This window comes from Actinoplanes sp. NPDC051537, assembly GCF_055586105.1.
Window position 1 is genome coordinate 301,997 of record NZ_JBVJIU010000008.1, and the last position, 24,525, is coordinate 326,521.

Annotated in this window: 25 protein-coding genes, 1 tRNA gene and 1 pseudogene; 21 read left to right on the forward strand and 6 right to left on the reverse strand. The window is 70.7% G+C overall.

The window, feature by feature from the left end; translation table 11 throughout:
- From ACZ6TB_RS21620 to pilO, 9 genes are all read left to right on the forward strand, one after another.
- The gene (locus ACZ6TB_RS21620) at positions 1–990 is read left to right on the forward strand and encodes a GlxA family transcriptional regulator (protein WP_465556333.1); all 990 of its coding nucleotides are present in this window, start codon (positions 1–3) and stop codon (positions 988–990) included.
- A 70-nt stretch (positions 991–1,060) separates the two neighbouring features.
- Positions 1,061–2,725: a GspE/PulE family protein gene (locus ACZ6TB_RS21625; protein ID WP_465556334.1), complete on the forward strand. Its 1,665-nt coding sequence runs from the start codon at positions 1,061–1,063 to the stop codon at positions 2,723–2,725.
- A gap of 124 nt (positions 2,726–2,849) precedes the next feature.
- Positions 2,850–3,986, forward strand: a complete 1,137-nt coding sequence (locus ACZ6TB_RS21630) for a type IV pilus twitching motility protein PilT (RefSeq protein ID WP_465556335.1) — start codon at positions 2,850–2,852, stop codon at positions 3,984–3,986.
- A gap of 4 nt (positions 3,987–3,990) precedes the next feature.
- Positions 3,991–5,223, forward strand: coding sequence for a type II secretion system F family protein (locus ACZ6TB_RS21635; RefSeq protein ID WP_465556336.1), 1,233 nt, complete (start codon positions 3,991–3,993; stop codon positions 5,221–5,223).
- A 136-nt stretch (positions 5,224–5,359) separates the two neighbouring features.
- On the forward strand, positions 5,360–5,830 hold the full coding sequence (locus tag ACZ6TB_RS21640; protein WP_465556337.1) for a prepilin-type N-terminal cleavage/methylation domain-containing protein: 471 nt from the start codon (positions 5,360–5,362) through the stop codon (positions 5,828–5,830).
- Between the two features lie 67 nt (positions 5,831–5,897).
- Complete coding sequence (locus ACZ6TB_RS21645) at positions 5,898–6,689, forward strand: prepilin peptidase (RefSeq protein ID WP_465556338.1); 792 nt, start codon at positions 5,898–5,900, stop codon at positions 6,687–6,689.
- 18 nt (positions 6,690–6,707) lie between these two features.
- Entirely contained in the window at positions 6,708–7,733 is a 1,026-nt protein-coding gene (gene pilM / locus ACZ6TB_RS21650) for a type IV pilus assembly protein PilM (RefSeq protein ID WP_465556339.1), read from the forward strand.
- The gene (locus tag ACZ6TB_RS21655) at positions 7,733–8,479 is read left to right on the forward strand and encodes a hypothetical protein (RefSeq protein ID WP_465556340.1); all 747 of its coding nucleotides are present in this window, start codon (positions 7,733–7,735) and stop codon (positions 8,477–8,479) included. Before pilM ends, ACZ6TB_RS21655 begins: the two co-directional genes overlap by 1 nt.
- The gene (gene pilO, locus ACZ6TB_RS21660; protein WP_465556341.1) at positions 8,479–9,054 is read left to right on the forward strand and encodes a type 4a pilus biogenesis protein PilO; all 576 of its coding nucleotides are present in this window, start codon (positions 8,479–8,481) and stop codon (positions 9,052–9,054) included. Before ACZ6TB_RS21655 ends, pilO begins: the two co-directional genes overlap by 1 nt.
- On the opposite strand, the gene ACZ6TB_RS21665 is transcribed toward pilO, so the two are convergent.
- Complete coding sequence (locus ACZ6TB_RS21665) at positions 9,055–10,308, reverse strand: outer membrane protein assembly factor BamB family protein (RefSeq protein WP_465556342.1); 1,254 nt, start codon at positions 10,306–10,308, stop codon at positions 9,055–9,057.
- A gap of 62 nt (positions 10,309–10,370) precedes the next feature.
- Here ACZ6TB_RS21665 and ACZ6TB_RS21670 point away from each other — a divergent pair, with 62 nt between their 5' ends.
- Positions 10,371–11,024, forward strand: a complete 654-nt coding sequence (locus ACZ6TB_RS21670; RefSeq protein ID WP_465556343.1) for a GntR family transcriptional regulator — start codon at positions 10,371–10,373, stop codon at positions 11,022–11,024.
- Here the strand turns inward: ACZ6TB_RS21670 and ACZ6TB_RS21675 are convergent.
- Complete coding sequence (locus ACZ6TB_RS21675) at positions 11,018–11,860, reverse strand: LLM class flavin-dependent oxidoreductase (RefSeq protein ID WP_465556344.1); 843 nt, start codon at positions 11,858–11,860, stop codon at positions 11,018–11,020. The two genes, ACZ6TB_RS21670 and ACZ6TB_RS21675, sit on opposite strands and share 7 nt — an antisense overlap.
- 143 nt (positions 11,861–12,003) lie before the next feature.
- Here ACZ6TB_RS21675 and ACZ6TB_RS21680 point away from each other — a divergent pair, with 143 nt between their 5' ends.
- From ACZ6TB_RS21680 to ACZ6TB_RS21710, 7 genes and pseudogenes are all read left to right on the forward strand, one after another.
- A complete protein-coding gene (locus tag ACZ6TB_RS21680; RefSeq protein WP_465556345.1) occupies positions 12,004–12,408 on the forward strand; it encodes a response regulator transcription factor in 405 nt (134 codons plus the stop codon).
- The gene (locus tag ACZ6TB_RS21685; RefSeq protein WP_465556346.1) at positions 12,405–12,842 is read left to right on the forward strand and encodes a response regulator; all 438 of its coding nucleotides are present in this window, start codon (positions 12,405–12,407) and stop codon (positions 12,840–12,842) included. Before ACZ6TB_RS21680 ends, ACZ6TB_RS21685 begins: the two co-directional genes overlap by 4 nt.
- Positions 12,842–14,788, forward strand: coding sequence for an ATP-binding protein (locus ACZ6TB_RS21690; RefSeq protein ID WP_465556347.1), 1,947 nt, complete (start codon positions 12,842–12,844; stop codon positions 14,786–14,788). The genes ACZ6TB_RS21685 and ACZ6TB_RS21690 overlap by 1 nt, the downstream gene beginning before the upstream one ends.
- Positions 14,789–14,810: 22 nt before the next feature.
- Positions 14,811–15,083: pseudogene (locus ACZ6TB_RS21695) on the forward strand (cobalamin-dependent protein); the annotation flags it as partial.
- A 113-nt stretch (positions 15,084–15,196) separates the two neighbouring features.
- Complete coding sequence (locus tag ACZ6TB_RS21700) at positions 15,197–16,171, forward strand: B12-binding domain-containing radical SAM protein (RefSeq protein WP_465556348.1); 975 nt, start codon at positions 15,197–15,199, stop codon at positions 16,169–16,171.
- A gap of 2 nt (positions 16,172–16,173) precedes the next feature.
- On the forward strand, positions 16,174–16,704 hold the full coding sequence (locus ACZ6TB_RS21705) for a GNAT family N-acetyltransferase (RefSeq protein WP_465556349.1): 531 nt from the start codon (positions 16,174–16,176) through the stop codon (positions 16,702–16,704).
- A 203-nt stretch (positions 16,705–16,907) separates the two neighbouring features.
- Positions 16,908–17,273 (forward strand): YciI family protein, encoded by a 366-nt coding sequence (locus ACZ6TB_RS21710; RefSeq protein WP_465556350.1) that lies wholly within the window; start codon positions 16,908–16,910, stop codon positions 17,271–17,273.
- 13 nt (positions 17,274–17,286) lie between these two features.
- Here ACZ6TB_RS21710 and ACZ6TB_RS21715 read toward each other — a convergent pair whose 3' ends face one another.
- The gene (locus ACZ6TB_RS21715) at positions 17,287–18,393 is read right to left on the reverse strand and encodes a hypothetical protein (RefSeq protein WP_465556351.1); all 1,107 of its coding nucleotides are present in this window, start codon (positions 18,391–18,393) and stop codon (positions 17,287–17,289) included.
- 84 nt (positions 18,394–18,477) lie between these two features.
- Positions 18,478–19,371 (reverse strand): phosphotransferase family protein, encoded by an 894-nt coding sequence (locus tag ACZ6TB_RS21720; RefSeq protein WP_465556556.1) that lies wholly within the window; start codon positions 19,369–19,371, stop codon positions 18,478–18,480.
- 181 nt (positions 19,372–19,552) lie between these two features.
- On the opposite strand from ACZ6TB_RS21720, the gene ACZ6TB_RS21725 reads away from it, so the two are divergent.
- The gene (locus ACZ6TB_RS21725; protein ID WP_465556352.1) at positions 19,553–20,092 is read left to right on the forward strand and encodes a DUF8189 domain-containing protein; all 540 of its coding nucleotides are present in this window, start codon (positions 19,553–19,555) and stop codon (positions 20,090–20,092) included.
- Positions 20,093–20,316: 224 nt separating this feature from the next.
- Here ACZ6TB_RS21725 and ACZ6TB_RS21730 read toward each other — a convergent pair.
- Positions 20,317–20,389: transfer RNA gene (locus ACZ6TB_RS21730), tRNA-Ala, on the reverse strand.
- Positions 20,390–20,443: 54 nt separating this feature from the next.
- Complete coding sequence (locus ACZ6TB_RS21735; RefSeq protein WP_465556353.1) at positions 20,444–21,001, reverse strand: YqgE/AlgH family protein; 558 nt, start codon at positions 20,999–21,001, stop codon at positions 20,444–20,446.
- 125 nt (positions 21,002–21,126) lie between these two features.
- On the opposite strand from ACZ6TB_RS21735, the gene ACZ6TB_RS21740 reads away from it, so the two are divergent.
- The 3 genes from ACZ6TB_RS21740 to ACZ6TB_RS21750 are packed head-to-tail and all read left to right on the forward strand — an operon-like array spanning position 21,127 to position 24,520.
- Positions 21,127–21,918, forward strand: a complete 792-nt coding sequence (locus ACZ6TB_RS21740; protein ID WP_465556354.1) for an S-methyl-5'-thioadenosine phosphorylase — start codon at positions 21,127–21,129, stop codon at positions 21,916–21,918.
- Positions 21,919–21,977: 59 nt separating this feature from the next.
- The gene (gene mptB, locus ACZ6TB_RS21745) at positions 21,978–23,342 is read left to right on the forward strand and encodes a polyprenol phosphomannose-dependent alpha 1,6 mannosyltransferase MptB (RefSeq protein ID WP_465556355.1); all 1,365 of its coding nucleotides are present in this window, start codon (positions 21,978–21,980) and stop codon (positions 23,340–23,342) included.
- Positions 23,339–24,520: a glycosyltransferase 87 family protein gene (locus tag ACZ6TB_RS21750; protein ID WP_465556356.1), complete on the forward strand. Its 1,182-nt coding sequence runs from the start codon at positions 23,339–23,341 to the stop codon at positions 24,518–24,520. Before mptB ends, ACZ6TB_RS21750 begins: the two co-directional genes overlap by 4 nt.
- Positions 24,521–24,525: the final 5 nt, after the last annotated feature.

Sequence of the window (24,525 nt, forward strand, 5' to 3'; positions counted from 1 at the left end):
ATGCGCAAGAATCGAGCCATGCTTCACTCGATCGCCGTCCTGGCCCTGGACAACGTCGTCGCCTTCGACCTCGGCACCGCGCCGCAGGTCTTCAACGCCGCCCGCCGGGCCGACCGGCAGCGGCTCTACGAGGTCAAGGTCTGCGCCGCCGGCCCGGTCCGCAGCACGGCCGGCTTCACCGTCGTGCCCGATTTCGGCCTCGACGAGCTCGCCACGGCCGACACGATCATCGTGCCCGGGATCGGTGGCGGCGGCCCGGTGACGGACGGCACACTTCCGGGCGAGATCAGGACGGCGTTGCGGGCGGCCGCCGACCAGGGGGCGCGCATCGTCTCGATCTGCACCGGCGCCTCGGTGCTGGCGGCGGCGGGCCTGCTCGACGGCCGCCCGGCCGCCACCCACTGGGCCTGGGGCAACCGCATCGCCGGCCTGTATCCGCAGGTCAACTGGAACTTCGACGTCCTGTTCGTGGACGACGGCGACATCCTCACCTCGGCCGGGGTGGGCGCCGGCGTCGACCTCTGCCTGCACATCGTGCGCAACGACCAGGGCGCCGAGGTGGCCAACCGGGCCGCCCGCCGCTGCGTGGTGCCGGCGTTCCGCGAGGGCGGCCAGGCGCAGTACATCGAGCGGCCGGTCCCGCACAGCGCCGGCGCCGGCACCGAGCCGACCCGGGCCTGGGCCCTCGACCGGCTGGCCGACCCGGTCTCGCTCGAGGACATGGCCGCCCACGCCCGGATGAGCGTGCGCACCTTCACCCGCCGGTTTCGCGAGGAAACGGGGCTCAGCCCACGCCAGTGGCTGCTGCGCCGCCGGGTGGCTCACGCTCAGCTTCTGCTCGAATCGACCGATTTAGGGGTTGACACGGTGGCACGCCGTTCGGGTCTGGGCAGCGCGACGGCGCTACGGCAGCACCTCCAGGCCTCGATCGGGGTGGCGCCGAGCGCGTACCGGAAGACTTTCCGGCAACCCGCGCAATCTGCCTCATAGTGCCTCAGCTCGGCCATTGGACGTCCGATCGTCAGGGGCAAGTAGCACCTTGTCTCCGACGAAGGATGAAATGGACCAGACCTTCCGCCCGCTGCTCGACGCGCTCAAGCAGATCGGCGTCGATCCGCTTGCCGTGGACGCGGCCGCGGAAGAGGCCCAGCGCAGTGGCCGCTCGGTGCGAGCCGTCCTGATCAACGATCAGGTCGTCACCGAGGAGCAGCTGACCGCCGCGGCCGCCCAGGCCTTCGGCATCAACACCCTCGACCTGGTCAGCTTCACCCCCGACCCGGCGGCGCTCAAGCGCATCCCGCTGACCGTCGTGCTGCGCCACCGCGTGCTGGGCCTGTCGATGGCCGACGGCGAGCTCGTGGTCGGCGTGACCGACCCGGGCGACGTGGTGGCGCTCGACGACGTGCGCGCGGCCACCGGCATGACCGTACGCCCGGTCGTCGTCGCCCGCTCCGAGGTTCGCCGGATCATCGAGCGGCTCCAGCGCGAGTCCAGCGACCTCGGCGACCTCGTCGAGGACGAGCAGGACGACTCGGCGATGACCGCCCAGGCGACCAGCGTCGACGATGCCCCGATCGTCCGCTACGTGAACAGCCTGATCGAGCAGGCGGTCATGAACCGCGCCTCCGACCTGCACCTCGAGCCGACCGAGGACGACATGCGCGTCCGCTACCGGATCGACGGCGTGCTGCACGAGGTCGATCTCGTGCCCAAGGGCGTCATGGCGGCGCTCACCTCGCGCATCAAGATCATGTCGGGCGTCGACATCACCGAGAAGCGCGTGCCGCAGAACGGCCGGATCACCGCGATGATCCGCGACCGCACGGTCGACCTGCGTACCGCCACGCTGCCCACGGTCTGGGGCGAGAAGATCGTCCTCCGGGTGCTCGACACCGGCGGCATCGACCTCGACATGAACAAGCTGGGCTTCACCCAGCACAACCTCGACCGCTTCGCCGCCTCGTTCACCAAACCGCACGGCATGGTCCTGGTCACCGGCCCCACCGGCTCCGGCAAATCCACGACTCTGTACGCGACGCTGGGCCGGATCAGCAAGCCGGAGATCAACGTGATCACGGTCGAGGACCCGGTCGAATACCGGCTGCGCGGGGTCAACCAGGTGCAGGTCAACGCCAAGGCCGGCCTGACCTTCGCGGCCGTGCTCCCGGCCATCCTGCGGTCCGACCCGGATGTGGTGCTGATCGGCGAGATCCGGGACGGCAACACCGCGCAGATCGCGGTCGAGGCCTCGCTGACCGGTCACCTCGTGCTCTCCACGCTGCACACCAACGACGCGCCGGGCGCGGTCACCCGTCTCACCGAGATGGGCATCGAGCCGTTCCTGGTCGGGTCGTCGCTGGACTGCGTGCTGGCCCAGCGTCTCGCGCGGCGCCTCTGCGACTGGTGCAAGGAGGCGTACGTGCCGACCGAGGAGGAGCTCGTCGGCTCGAACTGGCCGTTCGAGGACCTGGCCCTGCCCGAGGCGATCTACCGTCCGATCGGCTGCCGCAACTGTGCGAACACCGGCTACCGCGGCCGGATCGCGATCCACGAGGTCATGCCGATCTCGCCCGAGATCGAGTCGCTGACCATCCGCCGGGCCTCGTCCAACGAGATCCGCGAGGTGGCGCTCGACCAGGGCATGTACGACCTGCGGTCGGACGGGCTGGCCAAGGCGGCCGGCGGCTTGACGTCGTTGCGCGAGGTCTCCCGCGTGGCCATCTGAGCGACGCGACCGGCCCATCGTACCCACTGATTATGAATTTTGCTCTATTTCCGGCAAATGGCTGCTAAGGCGGCATGCCCCGGTGCCGAATACAGGTGGCGCCACGAACCGTGAGAGGTTGCCGATGTACACGACCGACCAGCATGTCCCGCACCAGGCCGCACCGACCGAGTCGCCCGCGAGCGCGCCGGGCGATCTCGCCGTGCTCAACCAGATGCTCGTGACGCTGGTCGAGTCGCGCGGCTCCGACCTGCACCTGACCGTCGGCACCCCGCCGATGATCCGGGTGCACGGCTCGCTGCAGCCGCTGCCCGGCTACGGCTCGCTCAACTCGTCCGACACCGCGCTGCTGGCCCGGGCCGCGGTCTCGGCCGACCAGTGGCACACCTTCCAGGAGAGCCAGGAGCTCGACTTCGCGCACAGCATCGTGGGCGTCTCCCGGTTCCGCGGCAACCTCTACGTCCAGCGCAACTCCTGCGGCGCGGTCTTCCGGGCCATCCCGCACGAGATCAAGCCGCTCGACGAGCTGGGCATGCCCGACTCGGTGTCCCGCTTCGCGCACCTCCCCCGCGGCCTGGTGCTGGTCACCGGCCCGACCGGTTCCGGCAAGACCACGACGCTGGCGTCGATCCTCGACCTCGCGAACCGCAGCCGGGCCGCGCACATCATCACCATCGAGGACCCGATCGAGTTCCTCCACCCGCACAAGCGCAGCGTGGTCAACCAGCGCGAGGTCGGCTCGGACACCGAGGACTTCGCGGCCGCGCTCAAGCACGCGCTGCGGCAGGACCCGGACATCATCCTGGTCGGCGAGCTGCGTGACCTCGAGACGACGGCGACGGCGCTGACCGCCGCCGAGACCGGCCACCTGGTGCTGGCGACCCTGCACACGCAGAGCGCCACGCAGACCATCGACCGCGTCATCGACATCTTCCCGCCGCACCAGCAGCTGCAGATCCGCGCTCAGCTGGCCGCGTCCCTCCAGGGCGTGGTCACCCAGGCGCTGGCCCCGACGGCGGACGGCAAGGGCCGGGTGGTGGTGGCCGAGATCCTGACCGCCACCCCGGCCATCCGCAGCCTCATCCGCGAGGGCAAGTCGCACCAGATCCCCTCGTTCATGCAGGCCGGCGGCTCGGAGGGGATGCTCGCCTTCGACCAGAACCTGGCCGAGAAGGTCCGTGAGGGCAGGGTGACCCTCCAGGTCGCCCTCGAGCTCTGCCACTCGCAGGAAGAACTGAAGCGACTCATCGGCCGGATGTGATGCCATGCCCGCAACCAAGACGTTTCACTACAACAGCATCGACGCCAACGGGCGCAAGTCGAAGGGCACCGTAGAGGCGCCCAACGAGGCCGCGGCCACCCACATGCTGCGGCAGCGCGGCGAGGTGCCGCTCGAGGTGACCCTCGCCGGCCAGGGCCTCAACAAGGACCTGAAGATCCCGGGACTCGGCGGGCGGACCAAGCTCAAGGATCTCGCGATCTTCGCGCGGCAGTTCGCCACGATGACCTCGTCCGGCATGTCGCTGCTGCGGTCGCTCTCGATCCTCGAGGAGCAGACCTCGGCGGCGTCGCTGAAGAAGGCGATCGGCGAGACGCGCACCGACGTGGCCGGCGGCGTCTCGCTGTCCGGCGCCATGGCCAAGCACGACAAGATCTTCCCGCGCCTGATGATCGCCATGGTCCGGGCCGGTGAGACCGGCGGCATGATCGACCGCGCTCTCGAGCAGATCGCGGACAGCCTGGAGAAGGACACCGCGCTCCGCGGCAAGATCAAGAGCGCGCTGACCTACCCGGCGATCGTGCTGTGCTTCACGTTCGTCCTGATCGCGGCCGTGCTGATCTTCATCGTCCCGATCTTCGAGGGCATGTTCAAGAGCCTCGGCGGCCAGCTGCCGGCGATCACCCAGTTCCTGGTCGACGCCAGCCACAACATGTGGTGGATCGGCCCGCTGGTGCTGATCGTGCTGATCGGCAGCTCGGTCGGCTACAAGCAGAAGAGCCGGTCGAGCGCCGATTTCCGGCTGCGGGTGGACCGCCTCAAGGTGCGCGCGCCCGTCTTCGGCTCGCTGTTCCAGAAGCTCGCGATGAGCCGCTTCTCCCGCAACCTCGGCCTGCTGCTGAACGTCGGCGTGCCGGTGATGCAGGCGCTGGCCGTGGTCGGCGAGACGACCGGCAACGAAGTCATCAACGTGGCCATGAAGGACGTGCAGGCGGCCGTACGGGACGGCCAGCCCATGTCGTCCGCCATGCGACACCACAAGATTTTCCCCGAGATGGTCACCCAGATGGTCGAGGTCGGGGAAGAAAGCGGTCAGATCAGTCAGATGCTCGACAAGGTTGCCGATTTCTATGACAGGGAAGTCGACAGCGCTGCCGAATCCCTGACCGCGTCGATCGAACCGATCATGGTGCTCGTGATGGGCGCCGTGGTCGGCGGCATGGTGATTTGTCTGTACCTACCGATGTTCACCATTTACCAGAACATTCAGAGCAACTGAGCCTCAAGTACCGCCGCCGGCGACCGAAATGAATCGCCGCGACGACCGCACAGCCGGTCGAGACCCGGGTGCCCGAACCCGGTGAACCACCAGCACCGCCCCTTCCCCGCTCCACACCCACCGAGAGGCACCCCCAATGCAGGAAACGATCAACCGGCTCCGCGCCAAGAAGGGCGACGAGGGCTTCACGCTCATCGAGCTCCTCGTCGTCGTCGTCATCATCGGCGTCCTGGTCGCGATCGCCGTCCCGGTGTACCTGAACTACCGCAAGGGCGCGGCCGACAAGTCGGCCCAGTCGGACGTCCGCGGTGGCGTCAGCGCGGTCGAGCAGTTCTACACCGACCACGGCAACACCTACCCGGCGACCGCCAAGAGCGCGTCCGACGGCGCGGCCGTCACGCTGGCGATCACCGGTGACACCAACACCCAGACCATCACGGTGTCGGACAAGACCCAGGTCAGCTACGTCCTGGCGGCCAACGGCCTCAGCTACCTGCTGTGCGGCACCAACAGCGGAGGCAGCAACAAGTACTACGTCTACAACAGCCTGAACGGCGGCTCGGTGAAGGCGACCAGCGCGGCCATCAGCCTCACCACCTGCTCCTGACGAACGACGGTGGCGCCGGTCCCGCGGCGCCACCACTCACCGACGACGAGGCCGAGGAGGTCCGGACATGCCGCAGGCGTTCCTGCTCTGCGTCGCCGGCCTTCTCGGCCTCGCGGTCGGTTCGTTCCTGAACGTCGTGATCTACCGGGTTCCCCGCGACGAGTCGCTGATCCAGCCCGGTTCGCACTGCCCCCACTGCGGCGCCGCGGTCCGCAACCGGCACAACGTGCCGGTCCTGGGGTGGCTGATGCTGCGCGGCCGGTGCGCCGACTGCGCCGCCCCGATCAGCGTCCGTTACCCGCTGGTCGAGGCCGGCACCGCGGCGCTCTTCGTGGCCGTGGCCGCCAAGTTCGGCTACTCCTGGGAACTGCCGGCCTACCTCTACCTGGCCGCCGTCGCGGTCGCGCTCGCGGCCATCGACATCGACCTGATGCGCCTGCCCGACAAGATCGTCCTCCCCTCGTACGCGGTGGCGCCGCTCCTGCTGCTGCCGGCGGTGATCGCCGAGCACAGCTGGGACGCCGCCCTCCGGGGCCTGGCCGCCGCCGCCCTGCTCTTCGCCGGTTACTTCGTCCTCGCGGTCCTGCCCAAGGGCATGGGCTTCGGCGACGTCAAGCTCGCCCCGCTGCTCGGCTTCTACCTCGGCTGGCTCGGCTGGGGCTCGGTCCTCATCGGCGCGTTCGCCGGTTTCCTGCTCGGCGGCGTCGCCGGCGTCGTGCTCATGGTCGCCCGCGCGGCCACCGGCAAGACCCGCGTCCCGTTCGGCCCGTACATGCTCGCCGGCGCCTTCCTCGCGGTCTTCGCCGCGGCGCCGATCGCGGACTGGTACGTCAGCTTCCTCCTGCCACCGACCGTCTGAGAAAGCGAAGGGATTGCGATGGCTGGCGTCATCCCGATCGGGCTGGACATCGGCTCGTCCTCGATACGTGCCGTCGAGGTCCGCCGCAACAAGGACGGCTACGCGCTGAACAACTTCGGCCAGATCCCGCTCGCCCCCGGCACCGTGACCGGCGGCGTCGTGCAGGACCCGGTCGCCGTCACCGCCGCGCTCAAGCAGCTCTGGGCCGCCTGCAAGTTCGGCACCAAGCACGTCAGCATCGGCGTCACCCACCCCCAGCTGGTGGTGCGCGAGATGTCGGTGGCCAACCTCCCGGCCAAGGAGCTGCACCAGGCGCTGCCGTTCCAGGTCAAGGACGCGCTGCCGCTCGCGGTCGAGAAGGCCGTGCTCGACTTCCACCCGCTCGAGGAGCCGGGCAGCAACCCGACCGTCCGCGGCCTGCTCATCGCCATGCCCCGCGACGCCGTGCTCACCGCCGTCGACGCCGCGCAGAAGGCCGGCCTGCACGTCGGCAACGTCGACCTCGCCTCGTTCGCCCTGCTGCGTGCCGCCTCCCGGCTGGACACCCAGGTCGAGGCGATCGTCGACATCGGCTCCGACGTGACCAGCGTGGTCGTGCACGCCGACGGCGAGCCGCTCATCGTCCGGACCGTCCCGCGCGGCGGCACCGAGATCACCGCGTCCATCGCCACCCGGCTCGGCGTTCCCGAGCAGGAGGCCGAGGCGATCAAGTGCCACTACGGCCTGCACGGCGACGGCGACCCGGTCACCGCCGAGGCGGCCGGCGAGGCCGTCCGCCCGCTCGCCAGCGAGCTGCGCAGCTCGTTCACCTACCTCGCGTCGGGCGAGCGGCAGAAGCAGGTCACCCGCCTCGCGCTCTGCGGCGGCAGCGCGCTCATGCCCGGTCTCGCCGAGCACCTCCAGCAGCAGCTCGGCATCACCGTCATGTACGCGGACGGCGCCAGCCGGCTGCGCGACACCCGCCGGGGCCGCGAGCGCGGCTTCGACAGCTTCGTCCCGTCGGCCGCCGTGTCGATCGGCCTGACCCTGGGAGCGGCAGCCTGATGAGCACCGGCACCACGGCCCTGATGCCGCTCGACCCGGCCGTCTCCCCGGAGCAGGCCACCCGGATCCTGACCATCCGCACCAACCTGCTGCCCGACGAGATCACGGCGGGCCGCAACGCCCGGCGCATCCGGTTCTTCCTCATCGTCGCGGTCGTCCTGGCCGTCGCCGTGATGGGCGGCTGGTACGTCTACGCGGTCAAGCAGCGCAACATCGCCCTTGCCGACTCGACGTCCACCGACAAGCAGGTGAACCACGTCCAGGGCCTGATCAACCAGAAGAAGTACTCGGACGTGCAGAAGGACATCGACACCGCGAAGACGCTGAACGACGACCTCAAGTCCACGCTCGCCCGCGACCTGCCCTGGGACACGCTGCTGAACCAGATCCGCGGCACCGCCACCAAGAAGAGCGTGACGATCAGCGCGATCGTCGGCACGCTCGCCCAGCAGGAGAAGTCCACCGGCGGCACGGCGGGCAGCGCGGTCTCCGGCGTCATCGGCACCCTGCAGATCTCCGGCCGGGCCAAGGACAAGAAGACCGTCGCCGACTTCGTCGACGCGATCGCCACGATGACGGCGCCCGGCGGGCCCGCGGTGACCAACGCCTACCTGACCTCGGCGACCGAGCAGGGCGACAGCTCCGAGGACCCGACCAAGACCTGGATCTTCACGATGACCGCCAGCATCACCGCGAAGGCCGAGTGCGGCCGGTTCACGGGCCAGTGCCAGAACGGAGGCTACTGATGGGCGCCCGGCGCACCGACCGGCTGTGGCTGATCGGCGGCCTGTTCGCGATCATCGTGATCGTGGCGGCCGCGTACCTCCTGGCGATCAAGCCGGTGAACGCCAAGAAGGCCGAGTACCAGGGCATGGTCGAGGACTCGGCGGTCACCCTGCTGAGCCTCAAGCGCGACCTCGCCGACCTCGAGAAGAAGTACAACGAGCGGGCCAAGTACACGGCGGCCCTGAGCGTCGTGCGCGGCCACCTGCCGCAGAGCTACAGCGTGCCCGACTTCGTCCGGGCCGTGCAGATCTCCGGCATCGCCGTCAACGTGCGGGTCAGCGGCATCAGCGTCGGCGCGCCCGAGAAGGTGCTCGACTCGGAGACCGTCATCGCGGTGCCGATCACGCTGACCGCCTCCGGCAGCGCCGACGACATCAGCCGGTTCTTCCGCCGGCTCCAGCAGACGCAGACCCGGGCCGTGCTGATCAACTCGATCAACCTCGGCACCGGCACCTCGGCCACCGAGATGGCGGCCACGACGATCATCAACGCGTACTGCACGAAGACCACGAAGACCTGCGTCACCGGAACCTGATCAGCGGATCCGCCAGACCCGTATCTCGCCGGTGATCGACGGGCACACCAGGTAGTCGCCGGCGGCCTCGCAGCGGAACCAGGCCACCTGCTCCATCGACCCGAGCGTACGCAGGTCGCCGGTGGCCGGGTCGGGGATCAGCACCCACGAGCGGGCGCCCTCGGTGCGCAGGATCAGCCGGCCGAGCTGCCGGCTGTGCCCGAGCGGGTGAACCACGCGGCCGGTGCCGGCGTCCAGCAGGGCGGCCTCGGCATCCTCCTGGTTGTCGTATGCGAAGAGCCGTCCCGCGTCATATCGGTACGCGATCCCCCAGGCCGGCTGCTGCCACCGCACCGCCCCGCCGGCCGGGTCGACGGCGCTCACCCACCGGGTGTCGGCCACGCAGAGCACCGGCCCGCAGTCGGAGACCGTGCCGGTCGGGCCGCCGACGGCCCGCCACAACGGGCTCAGCGGTCGCACCGAGTAGGCGGTCAGCGACGTCTGCCCGCGCAGCCGGCGGGACAGATAGAGCCGGTCGCCGACCACGCTCACCGACACGAAGTTGGTCAGCGCCTGCCGGTCGGTCTGCGGCTCGAAGCTCAGCCCGAGGTCGCCCTCGGCCAGCACCGAGCCGTCGGCGTAGGAGAGCACCACGACCTGCCCGGTCGACCCGACCGCGACGATCCAGGGCGAGCGTCCGGCGAAGAGGTCGTCCGGCCCGAGGAAGCCGCCGGGGTCGACGGCCCGGGTCCAGATGGTCCGGCCCGACCGGGCGTCGGCCAGCCGCAGCCGGGACTGCCCGCCCACGCCGTCCTGGCTCAGCACCCCGCCACGCCCGGTGGCGATCACGACCGTGTCCTGGGACTCCGCCGACCACAGCGGCCGGCCCGACGCCGCGTCCAGGGCGGTCAGCCGCTGGTCGGCGCCGCCGGAGAGCACGAGCACCGTCCCGGCGTCGTCGTCCGCCCACAGGTTCTCCACGTCCCGGTCGAACGGCCGGGCCCAGATCCTGCTCCCGGCGGGCAGGGCGTACCGGCGTACCTCCGTGGTGGTCGACAGGAAGAACGACCCGGCACCCAGCCGGACCGAGGTGACCGGGTCGGCCACCGACAGCACCGGGGTCAGCCCGGGCCGCGCCGGCACCGCGGCGCTCAGCGTGAACAGCACGGCGGCCACCACCGCCAGCAGCAGCCACGGACGGCGGCTCACCGGCGCGACCTCGACCGGCGCGGGCGGCGCCCGGTCGAGATCGATCAGGGGAACCCCGGCGACCATGGGTTCAGCATGCCCGGCGAGTGCCGGGAGCGACACCTGGTCACGGTGAGTACTCTGCCCGTATGTCTTATGCGGTCCCACCGACCCGCACCGCCGCCGTTGTCCGGCAGTTACGCAACGAGATAGTGACCGGGGAGCTTCGGCCGGGCACGTTGATCAAGGATGCCGAGCTGGCCGGGCGCCTCGGCGTCAGCATCACCCCGGTGCGGGAGGCGATCGCGCAGCTCTCCGTCGAGGGCCTGATCGACATCGCCCCCAACCGCACCCGCCACGTCACCCGCGTGACGCAGAAGAACGCGCTCGAGCTGATCGACGTGATGAGCGTGCTGGCCTGCGCCGGCTTCGAGTGGGGCGTCGACAACCTCACCGAGACGCATGTCGACCTGATGCGCCAGCGGCAGAAGGAGTTCGTCGAGGCGCTGCGGGCCGGCAACGTGCTCGCCGCCAGCGCGGCGGGCGCCGATTTCAGCACGATCGTGATCCTGGCCAGCGGCAATCGCGAGCTGCAGTCCATGGTGGATCTCGTGGTCGCGCGGACCATGCGGATCCTCGCGATGACCGCCGAGAGCGGCCTGTGGGACGTGTGGATCGAAGGGCACGACGCGATCATCGAGCGGCTCGAGGCGGGCGACGCCAAGGGCGCGCTGGCCCGGTACCGCCAGATCTACGTCGACTACCGGTCCCGGGTCGAGCGCGAGCTCTTCGAGGATCAGTAGGTCTTTTTGATCTGCTCGACCGCTTCGACGGCGGGCAGGCGCACCGCGAACCGGGTGATCCCCCAGCGGCGCTCGACCTCGCCGAGCTTGGCGACGATCTCGTCGAGGGTGCCGGCGAAGACGTAGGGCACGGCGACGACATCCGCTTCGTCCTCTTCCCACTCCTTCGCCCATTTCGCGTACGTCGCGCCGGCGTCGTCGGTGACCTCGAAGCGCTGCACCAGCGCCTCCGTCGGCTTGCCCCCGCAGATCTCGACCTGGGCGTCGACCTGGTCGCGGGTCCAGCGCGTCTCGTGCATGTGCCCGTCGGGGAGTGTGCGGCCGAGACCGGAGAGGCCGATGAGGTCGGCGTTGGCGGCGGCCCAGCGCAGCAGCCGGGCGTTGCCGCCGCCGAACAGCAGGGGGACGCGCTCCTGCACCGGGCGCGGTTTTTCCAGCTCCCCGTCGAGCAGGGCCCGGGTCCGCTCCCCGACCGCGATGCAGTGGTCGACCCGGCCGCGCACGTCGGGCCTCGACTTGCCGACCGCCGCCCACTCGGCCGGGGTGTGCCCGGCGCCGAGGCCGAGCACCGCCCGGCCGCCGGAGACGACGTCGAGCGTGGCGACGTCGGAGGCGAGCAGGATCGGCTCCCGGACGCCGGCGTTCGACACGTACGAGCCTAATTTGATCTTGCTGGTCACCGCGGCCGCCGCCGCCAGCGCCACGAAGGGTGAGGCGCACGCGCCCGGATGGTCGGCGACGTAGAGCGAGTCGAAGCCGATCTTCTCGGCCCGGCGGCCGAGATCGAGCCAGTCGGCGGCGGCGGTCGGTTGCGCCTGGAGCGAGAAGGTCACCATCGGCCGATCCTCGCCGCTCCCGTCGCGCGGGCCCAAGCCGTTCTGCCGAGAGCAGAGGCCGCACCCCGGATGCAACCAAGATCTCGTTGATGGGGAACCTGCCGCGGTCGATCAGCCGGACAGCCGCACAAAGGGAGCACCCGATGAACCAGAACTTGATCCTCATTGCCGAGGACGACGCCGACATCCGCGACATGCTCACCTTCGCCCTCGAGTCGGCCGGGTACCGCGCCGTGGCGGCCAAGGACGGCAACACCGCCGCCCGCATCCTGACCGTCGCCAAGCCGGTCGGCCTGATCACCGACGTCCGGATGCCGGCGCTCAACGGCATGGAGCTGTGCCGGCTCGCGCGCCGCACCCCGAACATCCGGGACACCGCGATCCTGATGATCTCGGGCAACGCGCACGCCTACGACGTCGACGCCGGGCTCGAGGCGGGCGCCGACCGCTACCTCCAGAAGCCGCTGTCGCCGCGCCGGCTCGTCTCCGAGCTCCAGGAACTGATCACCAACCGTCACCCGTCCGTCGTTACCGGGGGTATCCGATGATGCTGACCGAGCCGCGCGCCGACGAGTTCGTCAAGGCGCTGACCTCCGCGCCGATCGCCGCGCCCGCCACGCCGACCGTCCTCATCGCCGACGACGACGCCGACATCCGGGACGTCATCGCGTTCAAACTCCAGGTGGCCGGCTTCACCACGCTCAGCGCCGACAACGGCCGCTCGGCGCTGAACCTGGCGATCGAGCGCCGCCCCCGCATGATCATTCTCGACGTCACGATGCCCCAGATGAGCGGCCTCACGGTCTGCTCCGAGCTGCACTCGCTGCCGGCGACGGCGCGGATCCCGGTGCTCATGATCAGCGGGAACAGCCGGCCGGACGACATCGACCTCGGCTACGCCAACGGCGCCGACGACTACCTGACCAAGCCGTTCAGCCAGCGCGAGATGCTGCGCCGGGTGAACGGGCTGCTGGCACGCTGATGCTCCGGACCATCGGATTCGCGCTGCTCTACCTCCTGGCCACCGCGGCCGGGAGGCAGACCGTCATGGACTCCACGAACCTCAGCCTGGTCTGGCCCGCGGCCGGCGTCCTGGCCGTGTGGTTCGTGAGCCGGCGGCGATCCCGATGGTTCGGGGTGGACGTCCTCCTGCTCGCACTGATCACGCTCGGGGTCAACCTCGCGACCGGGGCGACCGCCCGCGAGACGGTCGTCTTCGTCCTCGCCAACCTGGTGCAGGGCCTCGCCTTCGCCACCCTCTTCGAGCGGTGGCTGCCCGGCCTGTGGACCCGGGGTGGATCGCCGCTGACCCGGCCGGCCGAGCTGTGGCGCTTCATCGCCGCCGCCTCGATCAGCACGGTCGGCGGCGCCGGTGTCGGCTCGGCCGGGATGTGGCTGATCACCGGCCACTACGCCGGGGAGTCCGCCGTGGTCTGGCTGGCCCGCAACACCGTCAGCATCCTGCTGATCGGCGTGCTGGCCGGCCGCCGCCCGCCCGTGTCCTGGCGCGGCGGGGAGCTGGCGGCCGTCTTCGTCGCCTCGGCGTTCGCCTACGGCCTGGTCTTCGGTTACGTGAACGGCGCGCCGCTGGCCTTCGCGCTGATCGCCATGACGGTGTGGGCGGCGCTGCGCCTGCCCACCGCCGCCGTGATCCTGCACGACCTCGTGTTCGGCGTGGTCACGATCCTGTTCACGCTGCACGGCACCGGCCCGTTCGCCGCGATCCACTCGAACCCGCTGCGCGCCCTGGTCGCCCAGCTCTTCGTGGGCACGGTCGCGGTGGTCGGCCTCGCGCTGGCGCTCGGCCGCGACGAGCGGGAGGCGCTGATGGCCCGGCTGCGTGCGTCGGAGAAGGAAGCGGTCACCGTCGTCGACGCGATGTCCGAAGGGCTCTGCGTCATCGACGAGGACGGGCGTTTTCGCGTACGCAACCCCGCCGCCGCCCGCTTCATCGGGGCCGGCGTGCCTTCGTCGTCCGGCGAGATCAGCCGCTCGTACGGCCTGTTCCACCCGGACGGCTCGCCGCTGGCCGAGGAGGACATGGTCTACCGGCGCCTCTTCACCGGCCGCTACGAGCAGCCTCTCGACGTGCTGATCCGCAATCCGGCCACGCCCGACGGCCGCATCGTCCAGGTCAGCGGCGTCGAGCTGGCGCCCGCGGCGGACGGCAAGCGGCAGGCACTGGTGGTCTTCCACGACGTGACGGCCGACCGCCGGCACCGCGACGAGCTCGCCTCGTTCGCCGGCGTGGTGGCGCACGACCTGCTCAACCCGCTGACCACCATCGAGGGCTGGTCCGAGGCGCTCGCCTCGGAGCTCGAGGACGACGTGGTCGCGGGCGGCAGCGTGGCCCGCATCCAGCGCGCCGCGGTGCGGATGCGGAGCCTGATCAACGGCCTGCTGGCCTACACCACGGCCCGCGACGCGTCCCTCTCCCCCACCGCGGTGGATCTCGACGAGGTGGTACGCGACATCGCCACCGGCCGGCTCGACCACGCCGCCAGCACCGGGGCCCCGGCGCCGCGCTTCGACCTGGGTGACCTCCCCGTGGTCGACGCCGACCCGGTGCTCGCCCGCCAACTGCTGGAGAACCTGATCGGCAACGCCATCAAGTACACCGCCGACGGCGTGGTGCCGCGGATCGCCGTCTCCTGCTCGCGGGCGTCGGACGGCTTCGTGCAGGTGGCGGTCGACGACAACGGCATCGGCATCCCGGCCGGCCAGCACGAGGCCATCTTCCAGAACTTCCACCGCGCCCACGCCGGCGCCGGCTACGCCGGAACGGGCCTGGGCCTGGCCATCTGCAAGCGCATCGTCGAACGCCACGGCGGCACCATCACCGCCGCGGAGAACGGCGCCGGCGGCTCACGGATGACCTTCACCCTGCCCGCCCGGCGCGCCCACCACTTCTCCACATCGGGTACCTAGCGTTCGGCGCATGCGCGTCACGATGATCCTCCCGGCGTTGACCGAAGCCCGGACCCGGCCGATCAAGTACTCGCTCTTCCCACCGCTGGGCCTCGCCACCCTCGCGGCCTACCTGCGCGACGACGACGAGGTGCGGATCCTCGACGAGCACGTCGAGAAGATCCCGGTCGCCGACGATCGCCCCGACCTCGTGGTGATCCAGGTCTACATCACGTCGGCGCGGCGCGCCTACGCGCTGGCCGACAGCTACCGCGAGCGCGGCGTCTTCGTGGCGATGGGCGGCCTGCACGTCACGTCCCTGCCCGACGAGGCCGCGGCCCATGCCGACGCCATCTTCCTGGGCCCGGCGAGGACACCTGGCCACGCTTCCTCGCGGACTTCCGCCGGGGCGCGCCGGCGTCGCGGTACGTGTCGACGACGCGCACGCTGCACGGGCTGCCGCCGGTGCGACGGGACCTCATCCGGCGCGAGCGTTATCTCGTACCCAATTCGATCGTGGTTTCCCGGGGTTGCCCGCACCATTGCGACTTCTGCTACAAGGACGCCTTCTTCGAGGGTGGCAAGAGCTTCTACATGCAGCTGGTGGACGACGCCCTCGCCGAGATCGACCGTCTCCCCGGCCGGCACGTCTATTTCCTGGACGACCACCTGCTGGGCAACCGCCGCTTCGCCGAGGCGCTGTTCGCCGGCATGGCCGGGATGAACCGGGTCTGGCAGGCGGCCAGCACGGTCGACGCGCTGCTGGCGCCCGGCCTGCTGGAAAAGGCGGTCGGCGCCGGGATGCGCAGCGTGTTCGTGGGCTTCGAGACCATCAACGCCACCAATCTGCCGACCCAGCGCAAACGGCAGAACGTGGGCCGCGACTATGCGCAGGTGGCCCGCCGGGTGCACGCCGCCGGCGCGATGGTCAACGCCAGCTTCGTCTTCGGGATGGACGACGACACCCCCGACGTCTTCGACCGCACCGTCGACTGGGCCGTCGCCACCGGCCTGGAGACGGCGACCTTCCACATCATGACGCCGTATCCGGGGACGGCCCTCTTCCGCCGCATGGAAGCCGCCGGCCGCATGACACATCGGGACTGGGATCGGTACGACACCCGCCACGTTGTCTACCGCCCCGCGCTCATGACGCCGGCCGAGCTGGAACGGGGCTATTGGCGCGCCTATCGGCGTTTCTACCGCTGGCCGGCCATCTGGCGGGGCGCCGCGCCGAAACCGCTCCCCGCGCGGGTGCGGCATTTGGCGTACGCGGGCGGGTGGAAGAAGTTCGAACCGGTCTGGAACGCCCTGATCCGTTCGCACCAGGTGCTGCGCGCGCTCCCGCTGTTGGAACGGACGCTGGCGGGTTGCCGGGCCGTGCCGGACCCGGAAGGCTCGTGACCATGGAACCACCCGAGACGATCGAGGCCGGCGACCTGGTGCTGCGACGCTGGCAGCCGGAGTGGGCCGCGGCCGCCACCGACGCGGTCAGGGAGTCGCTCCCGCAGCTGAAGCCGTTCCTCCCGTGGGCGAGCGACGAGTACGACGCGGCCGATGCCGAGAGTTACATCGAGCGAGCGACGGCGAACTGGGCCAAGGGCTCCGAGTTCAACTACGCCATCTTCACTCGTCCCGGCGTCCTGATCGGCAGCATCGGTCTGATGACGCGGCTTGGTCCCGGCGTTCTCGAGATCGGCTACTGGCTGCGCACGTCGCACGCCGGCCGGGGGCACATGACCGCCGCCGTGATCGCCGTCACCGAGGTTGCCCGGGCCCTGCCCGGCGTCGACCGGGTCGTCATCCGCCACGACGCCGCCAACGGGGCCTCGGCCGCGGTGGCGGCCAAGGCCGGCTTCGCCGAGGTGGCCCGGGCCGAGGTGACTCCCGAGGCGCCGGGCGAGACCGGCGTCGAGGTCATCCGCGACCATCTTTGAGCGCGGCGACTCGCCGCGGCCGGTAGCAGCTCGTCGACCTCGTCCCCGTCGGCGCCGGCGGTCAGGTCCACCCCGATCACCCGCCTCGCCGACCATGAGGTCCCGGGGAAAATTGTTCCGGCTTGGCGTCGGATCCGGGGCCGGCCGTTCGTAGAACAGGTGAGAGGCGGCCGCCGGAGGTCGCCGCGACGAGGGAGTCACGAATGACGCGGTACTTGATCTCGTTCAACGACGGCGCCATGGACCACATCCCCGACGAGGACTTCGCCGACGTGGGCAAGGCCGCGCACGCGGTGGTCCAGGAGGCCATCGACGCCGGCGTGTGGGTGTTCGGCGGCGGACTGCGACGGCAGCGGGCGAGCATCGTGGCCACCGACGGGCTGGTCACCGACGGGCCGTACCCGGAGACGAAGGAGGTCATCGGCGGATTCGTCGTCGTCGACGTGGCCACCCGCGAGGAGGCCCTGGTGTGGGCGGCCAAGTTCGCCTCCGGGTGCCGCTGCGCGCAGGAGGTCCGGGAGATCATGGACGACCCCGAGTACGACGCGATGCTCCGCGCGGCCGGCTGAGCGCCTTCCGGGATCAGTGCCGCTCGAGGATCAGCGGTGCGCCGGAGGCTTGGTTGCCGGCCGCCCAGGCGTGCGTGGTGCCGGCCCGGGCCGAGACCGCCCAGAGGTCCGGCGCACCGGTGCTCGGCGCGGCCACCCGGGTCCACTGCGTACCGTCCCAGTGCTCGGTCAGCGGGGCGACGTACGGCGTGTCTGCCAGCAGTTGCGGGCCGACCGCCCAGACGTCGCCGGCCGCGCGGGCGCTCACGCTCCGCAGGTACCCGCCGTTGCCCGGGATCGCCGGACCGGGCACGACCGACCAGGCGGTGCCGTTCCAGTGCACCAGGGCCGGTTGGATCGTGTCCTGGACGGTGGCCGGGTCGAGCTGCCCCACGGCCCACGCGTCGGTGGCGCTGACCGAGGTCACCGACCACACCCGCAGCCCGGCCGGCATCGGCACGAGCGACCACGCGGCGCCGTCGAAGTGCACCGAGAAGGCCGCGGTGACATGCCGGCGCGGGGAGAAGCTGCCGACCGCCCAGACGTCGTTCGCCGACCGGGCCGCGATGGCCGTGAACGAGCTCGCGCTCGGCGACGGCGTGGTCACGCTGCTCCAGGCCGTGCCGTCCCAGTGCTTGACGGTGTCCCCCACCGCCCAGGCGTCGGCCGGCCCGAGATCGGCGACGCCCTTGAGCGTGCCCCCGCCCGGCACCGGCACCGGGGCCCAGGCGCTGCCGTTCCAGTGCATGGCGATCGGCGACACGACGATGTGGTAGCCCGGCGGGTGGGTGCTCACCGAGCCGACCGCCCACGCGTCACCGGCGGCGCTGCCGCTGACCCCCCACAGGGTGGTGCCGATGCCCTGCAGCGGCACCGGCACGTCGGTCCAGGCCGTGCCGTTCCAGTGCAGCGAGATCGGATAGGTGGGCGTGGCGGTGGGCGGCTGCACGTAGCCGACGGCCCACGCGTCGGCGTCGGTGCGCCCGTCGACCGCCTGAAGGCTGGTGAACTGAACGTCGGCGTTGGGCACCGGCACCGAGCTCCAGGCCCCCGCCGCGGCGAGGGCGTTGCCGGCGGCCAGAACCAGGGTGGCGCCCACCGCGGACAGCACCAGACCGCTCCGTTTGATCGCTCGGGCCATGGTCGTGTTCCTCCCACCGGCAGTCTCTTGCTGTCAGCCTGCCGAGCGGTCCTGACGCGGCCCTGAAACGCCGCTGAAAACCTGTCAGCCGAGCAGCGCCTCGAGGTCGGGAAGCCGGCGGAACAGGTCCGGGAGGCCGCGCACCCCGTTGCCCGCGGATTCTTGCGACAGCGCGAGTTCGGGGCCGGTGCCGGCCTCGACACCGGCCACGCAGCGCATGATGTTCCACCTGGTGTGCCCCAGCCAGCCGCCGATCAGGAAGACGAACCAGCTCGGGCCCCACTTCGGCAGCGCTCCGCCCCCGTTGCCGGCGCGGTAGCCGTCGAGCACCGAACGGAAGACGGCGGGCTCGATGTCGTCGAAGCCGGGCCCTTTCGCGAGGCTCAGCGCCGTCGAGCCGAGTTCGCCGGAGAGGTCGAGCATCCCCGAGAGCTCCCAGTCGAGCACCACCGGCCGCCCCTCTCGGGCGAGCAGGTTCCACGGTTGGATGTCCCGGTGGGTCAGCACGACGGGCCCGGGTCGCTCGCAAGTATCGACAAAGTCGGAAATTTCGAGGAACATCCCGACCTGGGCGGTGAGCTCGCCCGCCCACGGCTGCCCGGTGGCCGTCGCCCGCTCGGCGAGTTCGGCCCAGTCCCGTGACACCGGCTCCTCGCTCTCGCCGTACGTCCATGCGACGTCGAGCGCGTGAATGCGCGCGAGAATCTCCCCGACCTCGAACGCAAACGCCGGCGACACTGGTTCTTCGGGCACTTTCTCGCCTTCGACCCACCGGTGGACAAGCATGTCGCGCCCCACCGAGATCGGCTCCGGCATCGGAACACCGGCGGCAAAGGCCGCCCGCTCAAATCGAAACACGTCCTCGGCGCGGTAGACCGCCCGGCGATCGAGGAGATTCAGCTCCTTGACCGCGAACGACCCTTGCTCGGTGTCGAGCCGATACATCCGATTGGCGAACCCGCCGTGCACACGAACCATCGGCCGAACCGGCGCGCCGAGATGCGAGAGATCCACCCCACGCAATTTAGAGGCGGCAGTTCATCGATGCATCCGCTTTGCGGAAGTCCGCAACCCGTCGAGTGATCCTTGTCAATCGCCGACGCTCGCACCGAGACTGTCGCGCGTGGACAGACGTCGACACGATACGGGGGACAAGGGAATGAGCAGACTGATCCGCAGAATCGTGCCCATCCTGGCGATCGCCGCGGCCGCCTTCGCGGTGGCGCCGACCGCCCCGGCCCAGGCCGGCTTCTTCAACCAGCTCGTCGCGGCCTACAACCTCGACGGCCGCGAGGAGTGGTTCTGGGGCAACGGCAATGACAGCGGCTACGTGTACCACAAATGGGCACCTATCCGAGGCGGGATTCCGTCCAGCGGGGAGTACCGACTGGTGGGCAGCGCCAACCAAGCCTTCCTCCCCAGCAGCGGGCTGGGCGCCACCAGCAACAACGACGGCCGCCTGGAGGTCTTCGCCCGCGGCTACGACGAGAAGCTCTGGCACACGTACCAGCTGACGCCGGGCGGTAGCTGGAGCAACTGGCAGCCGATCAGCGGCCGCATCAGCCCGTGGACCCCCCTCGAGGCATGGCTGGACGGTTCCACCCGAACCATCCACGTACAGGTACAGGGCGTAGACGGCTACACCCACGTGTTACGCCAGCTCGCACACGACTGCTGCTGGAACACCGTCTGGGAGTAGCCAATCGCAGACCAAGCCGTACGACCGCCGCTCGATCGCGAAGCGCCCCGCCAGGCGGAGCGAAGCGACCGCCGCCACCCACCGCACCAACCGCACCCAGCGCAACCACAGCACCCAGCGCAACCACAGCACCGCGGGGTTTCAGGGGGCTCGGCCCCCTGAGCAGACATGACGAGACGGCCTAGGCTCGCGCTTCCCGCGAGCATAGACCGCCTGCCGTCTCGTGGAGCTGAGGGGACTCGAACCCCTGACCCCCACACTGCCAGTGTGGTGCGCTACCAGCTGCGCCACAGCCCCTTGCCGTCCCCGGTCACCCCGGGCACGGAAGAAATACTACACAACCCACCGGGGTCAGTTCAGGAGGGGGTCCGGTGGGAAGTGGGCCACCGCCGCCAGGATGTCGCCCTGCCTGCGCAGCACCATGGCCCACAGGTCGTCGGGGCGGTTGATGAACGGGTCGCCGGGGAGGGCGTCCAGCAGGAACCACGAGCCGGAGGCTATTTCCTCCTCCAGCTGGCCCGAGGACCACCCGGAATAGCCCGCGAAGACCCGGATGCCCGCCACGCTGTCGCGGATGCGCTCCGGATCGGCCGACAGGTCGACCGTGCCGAGCGAACCCGCCACCTGGTGGAAGCCGGTCACCCGCTTTTTCACCTCGGGGCGGGTGCGCGCCAGGCATATCGCCGACTCGGGCTGCACGGGGCCGCCCTCGAAGAGCACCGCGGGCTCGCCGGCCAGCTCGCCCCAGCCGCCGAGGACGTCGGCCACCGGGACCTCGGTGGCGCGATTGAGCACCACGCCGAGCGCCCCGCCCGCCTCGTGCGCCACGAGCAGCACGACCGTACGGTCGAAGTTCGGATCTTTGAGAGTCGGTGTGGCCACCAGCAATCGGCCGGTCATCGACTCCATCGACCGGCCTCCGATCCGCTGTCCCTCGCTATGCACGGGCTGCCCACAGCGCTCGCAGGTCGTGTTCCACCAACGCCATGCTCAGCACATTAGCCCGTGATTCCGGGGCCGGATAAGGTCTGCGCATGAACCCAACGGCGGAGATCGGCGTCATCGGCGGGTCGGGGCTGTACGCGCTCCTCGAGGATGCCGAGGAAATCGAGGTGTCCACCCCCTACGGTTCGCCGTCCGACCCGATCACGGTGGCGCGGGTGAGAGATCGGCGTGTCGCGTTCCTTCCGCGGCACGGTCGCGATCATCGGTTCCCGCCGCACAAGATCCCATATCGGGCCAACCTGTGGGCGCTGCGGTCGTTGGGCGTACGGCAGATTCTCGCCCCCTGCGCCGTCGGTGGCCTGCGTCCGGAGCTCGGCCCGGGCACGTTCGTGGTTCCCGACCAGCTGATCGACCGGACGAGCGGGCGGGTGCAGACCTTCTACGACGAGGGCGCCGTGCACGTGTCGTTCGCCGACCCCTACTGCCCGAACGGCCGGCGCGTCCTGCTCGAGAGCGACGTCCACCCGGTCGACGGCGGCGCGATGGTGGTCGTCGAGGGGCCGCGCTTCTCGACCCGGGCCGAGTCCCGCTGGTTCACCGCGATCGGCGGCTCTGTCGTGAACATGACCGGCCATCCGGAGGCGGTCCTCGCCCGCGAGCTCGCGCTCTGCTACACGACGATCGCGCTCGTCACCGATCTCGACGCCGGCGTCGAGGGCGACCACGGCGTCACCCAGGAGGAGGTCTTCCGGGTGTTCGGGGAGAACACGGAACGGCTCCGCGGCGTACTGCTGCAGGCCGTCACCAGGCTCCCCGCCGAGCGTGACTGTCCGTGCGCAACCGCTCTCGACGGGATCAAGCTTCCCATCGACCTCCCTTAGTGGGGCGAGCTTAAGCAAGAGGTCGTCGGCACGTCACCGTTCATTGAAATCGTGCTGCCGTGCGGAAAGATCACGCCTTGTCGCGCGCCGTCGGCTTTGCCGGATCAGCGCTCGTCGCCGTGGGCGGGCTGGGCGCCGGCGCGTTACCGGTAGGTGTCCCGTTCTTCGCCGGCGGCCATCATGCCCGGCTCGGCCTGGTCTGCGTCTACTGCGGACTGGCCCTGCTCCTGCTCGCCTGGTGGTGGTACGGCCGGACGCCGCGGCACCACCGGGACAGCGACTGGGTCACGCTCGCCCTCTGGGTGTCGCCCCTGCTGCTCGCCCCGCCGATGTTCAGCCGCGACGTCTACAGCTACCTCGCCCAGGGCCTGATGATCGACCAGGGGCTGGACGTCTACCGCCACGGGCCGGCCCTGCTCGGCGGGATGGTCGCCGACCAGGTTCCGGCCATCTGGCAGCACACTCCCAGCCCGTACGGGCCAGTCTTCTTGATCGTTGCCAAGCTGATCGCCGGCCCGCACCTCCTGCTCGGGATCGTCGCGATGCGCCTGGTGGCGCTGGCCGGCCTGGTGCTGCTGGCGGGCGCCGTCCGGGTGCTGGCCGACAGCGCCGGCATCAACCCGTCGGCGGCGACCTGGCTGGCCGTGCTCAACCCGCTGGTGCTGATTCACCTGATCGGGGGCGCGCACAACGACGCCCTGATGGTCGGCCTGCTGGCGGCGGGCCTGGCCGCCGCCGTACGCCATCGCCCGATCGTCGCCACGCTGCTGGTCGTCACGGCCGCCCTGGTCAAGGTGCCGGCCGCGCTCGGCCTGATCGCCGTCGCCGCGATCTGGGCCACGCAGCTGCCCGGCCGCCGCCCGTGGGCGCGCGCCGCCGCCGGGGTGACCGCCACCGCCGTCTCGGCCACCGTCGTGATCACCGCGGTGGCCGGCACCGGGTACGGCTGGATCGGCGCGCTGAGCACCCCCATCTCGGCCCAGAACTGGTCGATCACCGGGCTGCTGGGCCGCTGGACCGCCGGCTTTTTCGGCACCGCGGCCGCCGCCGACGTCTGGCGGTGGGCCGGCACGCTGGCCGTCGTGGTCGTGGCCGGCGTCGTCTGGACGTACCGGCATCGGATCGGCCCGGTCTACGCCCTCGGGATCGTCCTGGTCGCCCTGGTCGTCTTCGGCCCGGCGATCCGGCCCTGGTACGTCGTCTGGGGCCTGGCTCCGCTCGCCGCCGTGGCCGGGCACCCGCGGGTCCGCGCCCTGCTGGCCGGCTTCTGCGCGGCGCTGGTGCTCGTGGTGCTGCCCGACGGCTTCGCCGCCGACGCCGAGCGCGTGCTCCTCGCCGTGCTGGGCGTCCTGATCGGCATCGCCGCGTTCCTGGTCGTGCGCGTGGCCGTCGCGGCCCCGGTTGCCCTGCGAATCGCCCGATGACACGAGCGAAACAGGTCGCGCTGGTCATCGGCGCCGCCGCGATCGTTGCGGTCTTCCTGACCACCATCCCGACCTTCCGGCACTTCTTCGATCTCGGCGTCTACCGCGGCGCGGTCCGGTACTGGCTGGTCGACGGGGGCGAGCTCTACGAGTTCCGCTACCAGGACACGCAGTACGGCTTCACCTATCCCCCGTTCGCGGCGCTGGTCCTAAGCCCGCTCGCGATCACCTCCTGGCCGGTCGCGGTCGCGGCCTCGGTGGTGATCAACGCGGGCGCGGTGGCGCTGCTCCTCCGCTGGTACTTCGTGCCGATCCTGCGGCGGCGCGGGTGGCCGGTGTGGACGCCGTGCGCGCTGATGTTCCTGGGCTTCCTGATCTTCGAGCCGTCCCGCGACACGTTCAGCTACGGGCAGGTCAACCTGCTGCTGCTCGTGCTGGTCTGCGGCGACCTGCGCAACAAGCGCTTCGGCGGGATCGGCATCGGCCTGGCCGCGGCGATCAAGCTGACGCCGGTGATCTTCATCGGCTACCTGCTGCTCACCCGGCGGTACCGGCAGGCGATCACGGCCTCGGTGACCGCGGCCGTCGCGACGCTGCTGGCGCTGCTGGCCGCCCCGGACGCGTCCCGCGAGTTCTGGACCGACGCGTTCTGGGACACCGGGCGCATCGGCGAGATGTACCACGTCTCCAACCAGTCGCTGCGCGGCGTCGTGGCCCGGCTGGACGCGCCGGCGACGTGGTGGCTGGCCGGCGTCGCGCTGGTGGTGGCCTATTGGTGCTGGTGGGTCCGGGTCCGCCGGCCCGACCAGGTGACCGGTTTCGCGGTGACCGGCGTGGTCGCCTGCCTGATCAGCCCGATCACCTGGGTGCATCACCTGGTGTGGCTGATCCCGGGCGTGTTCCTGCTGCTCGACCGGGTGCTGAGCACGCCGGTCAGGGAGACGCGGCGACGCCGCCTGGCCGTGCTCTTCGCCGGCTTCGCCGTCATGAGCAGCAGCATCGTCTGGATCTGGTGGGCGCATCCGATCGGCTGGGCGGCGTTTCCCGGGAGCAACGCGTACGTGTGGCTCAGCCTCGCGTTGCTGCTGGTGCTCACGCGTCCGGTGTGGGCGCCGGCCGCCCCCGTGCGCGAAGTCCGGCTCACGGGATCGCGACGGGGACCGATAAGTCCCTCGTAGGCGTC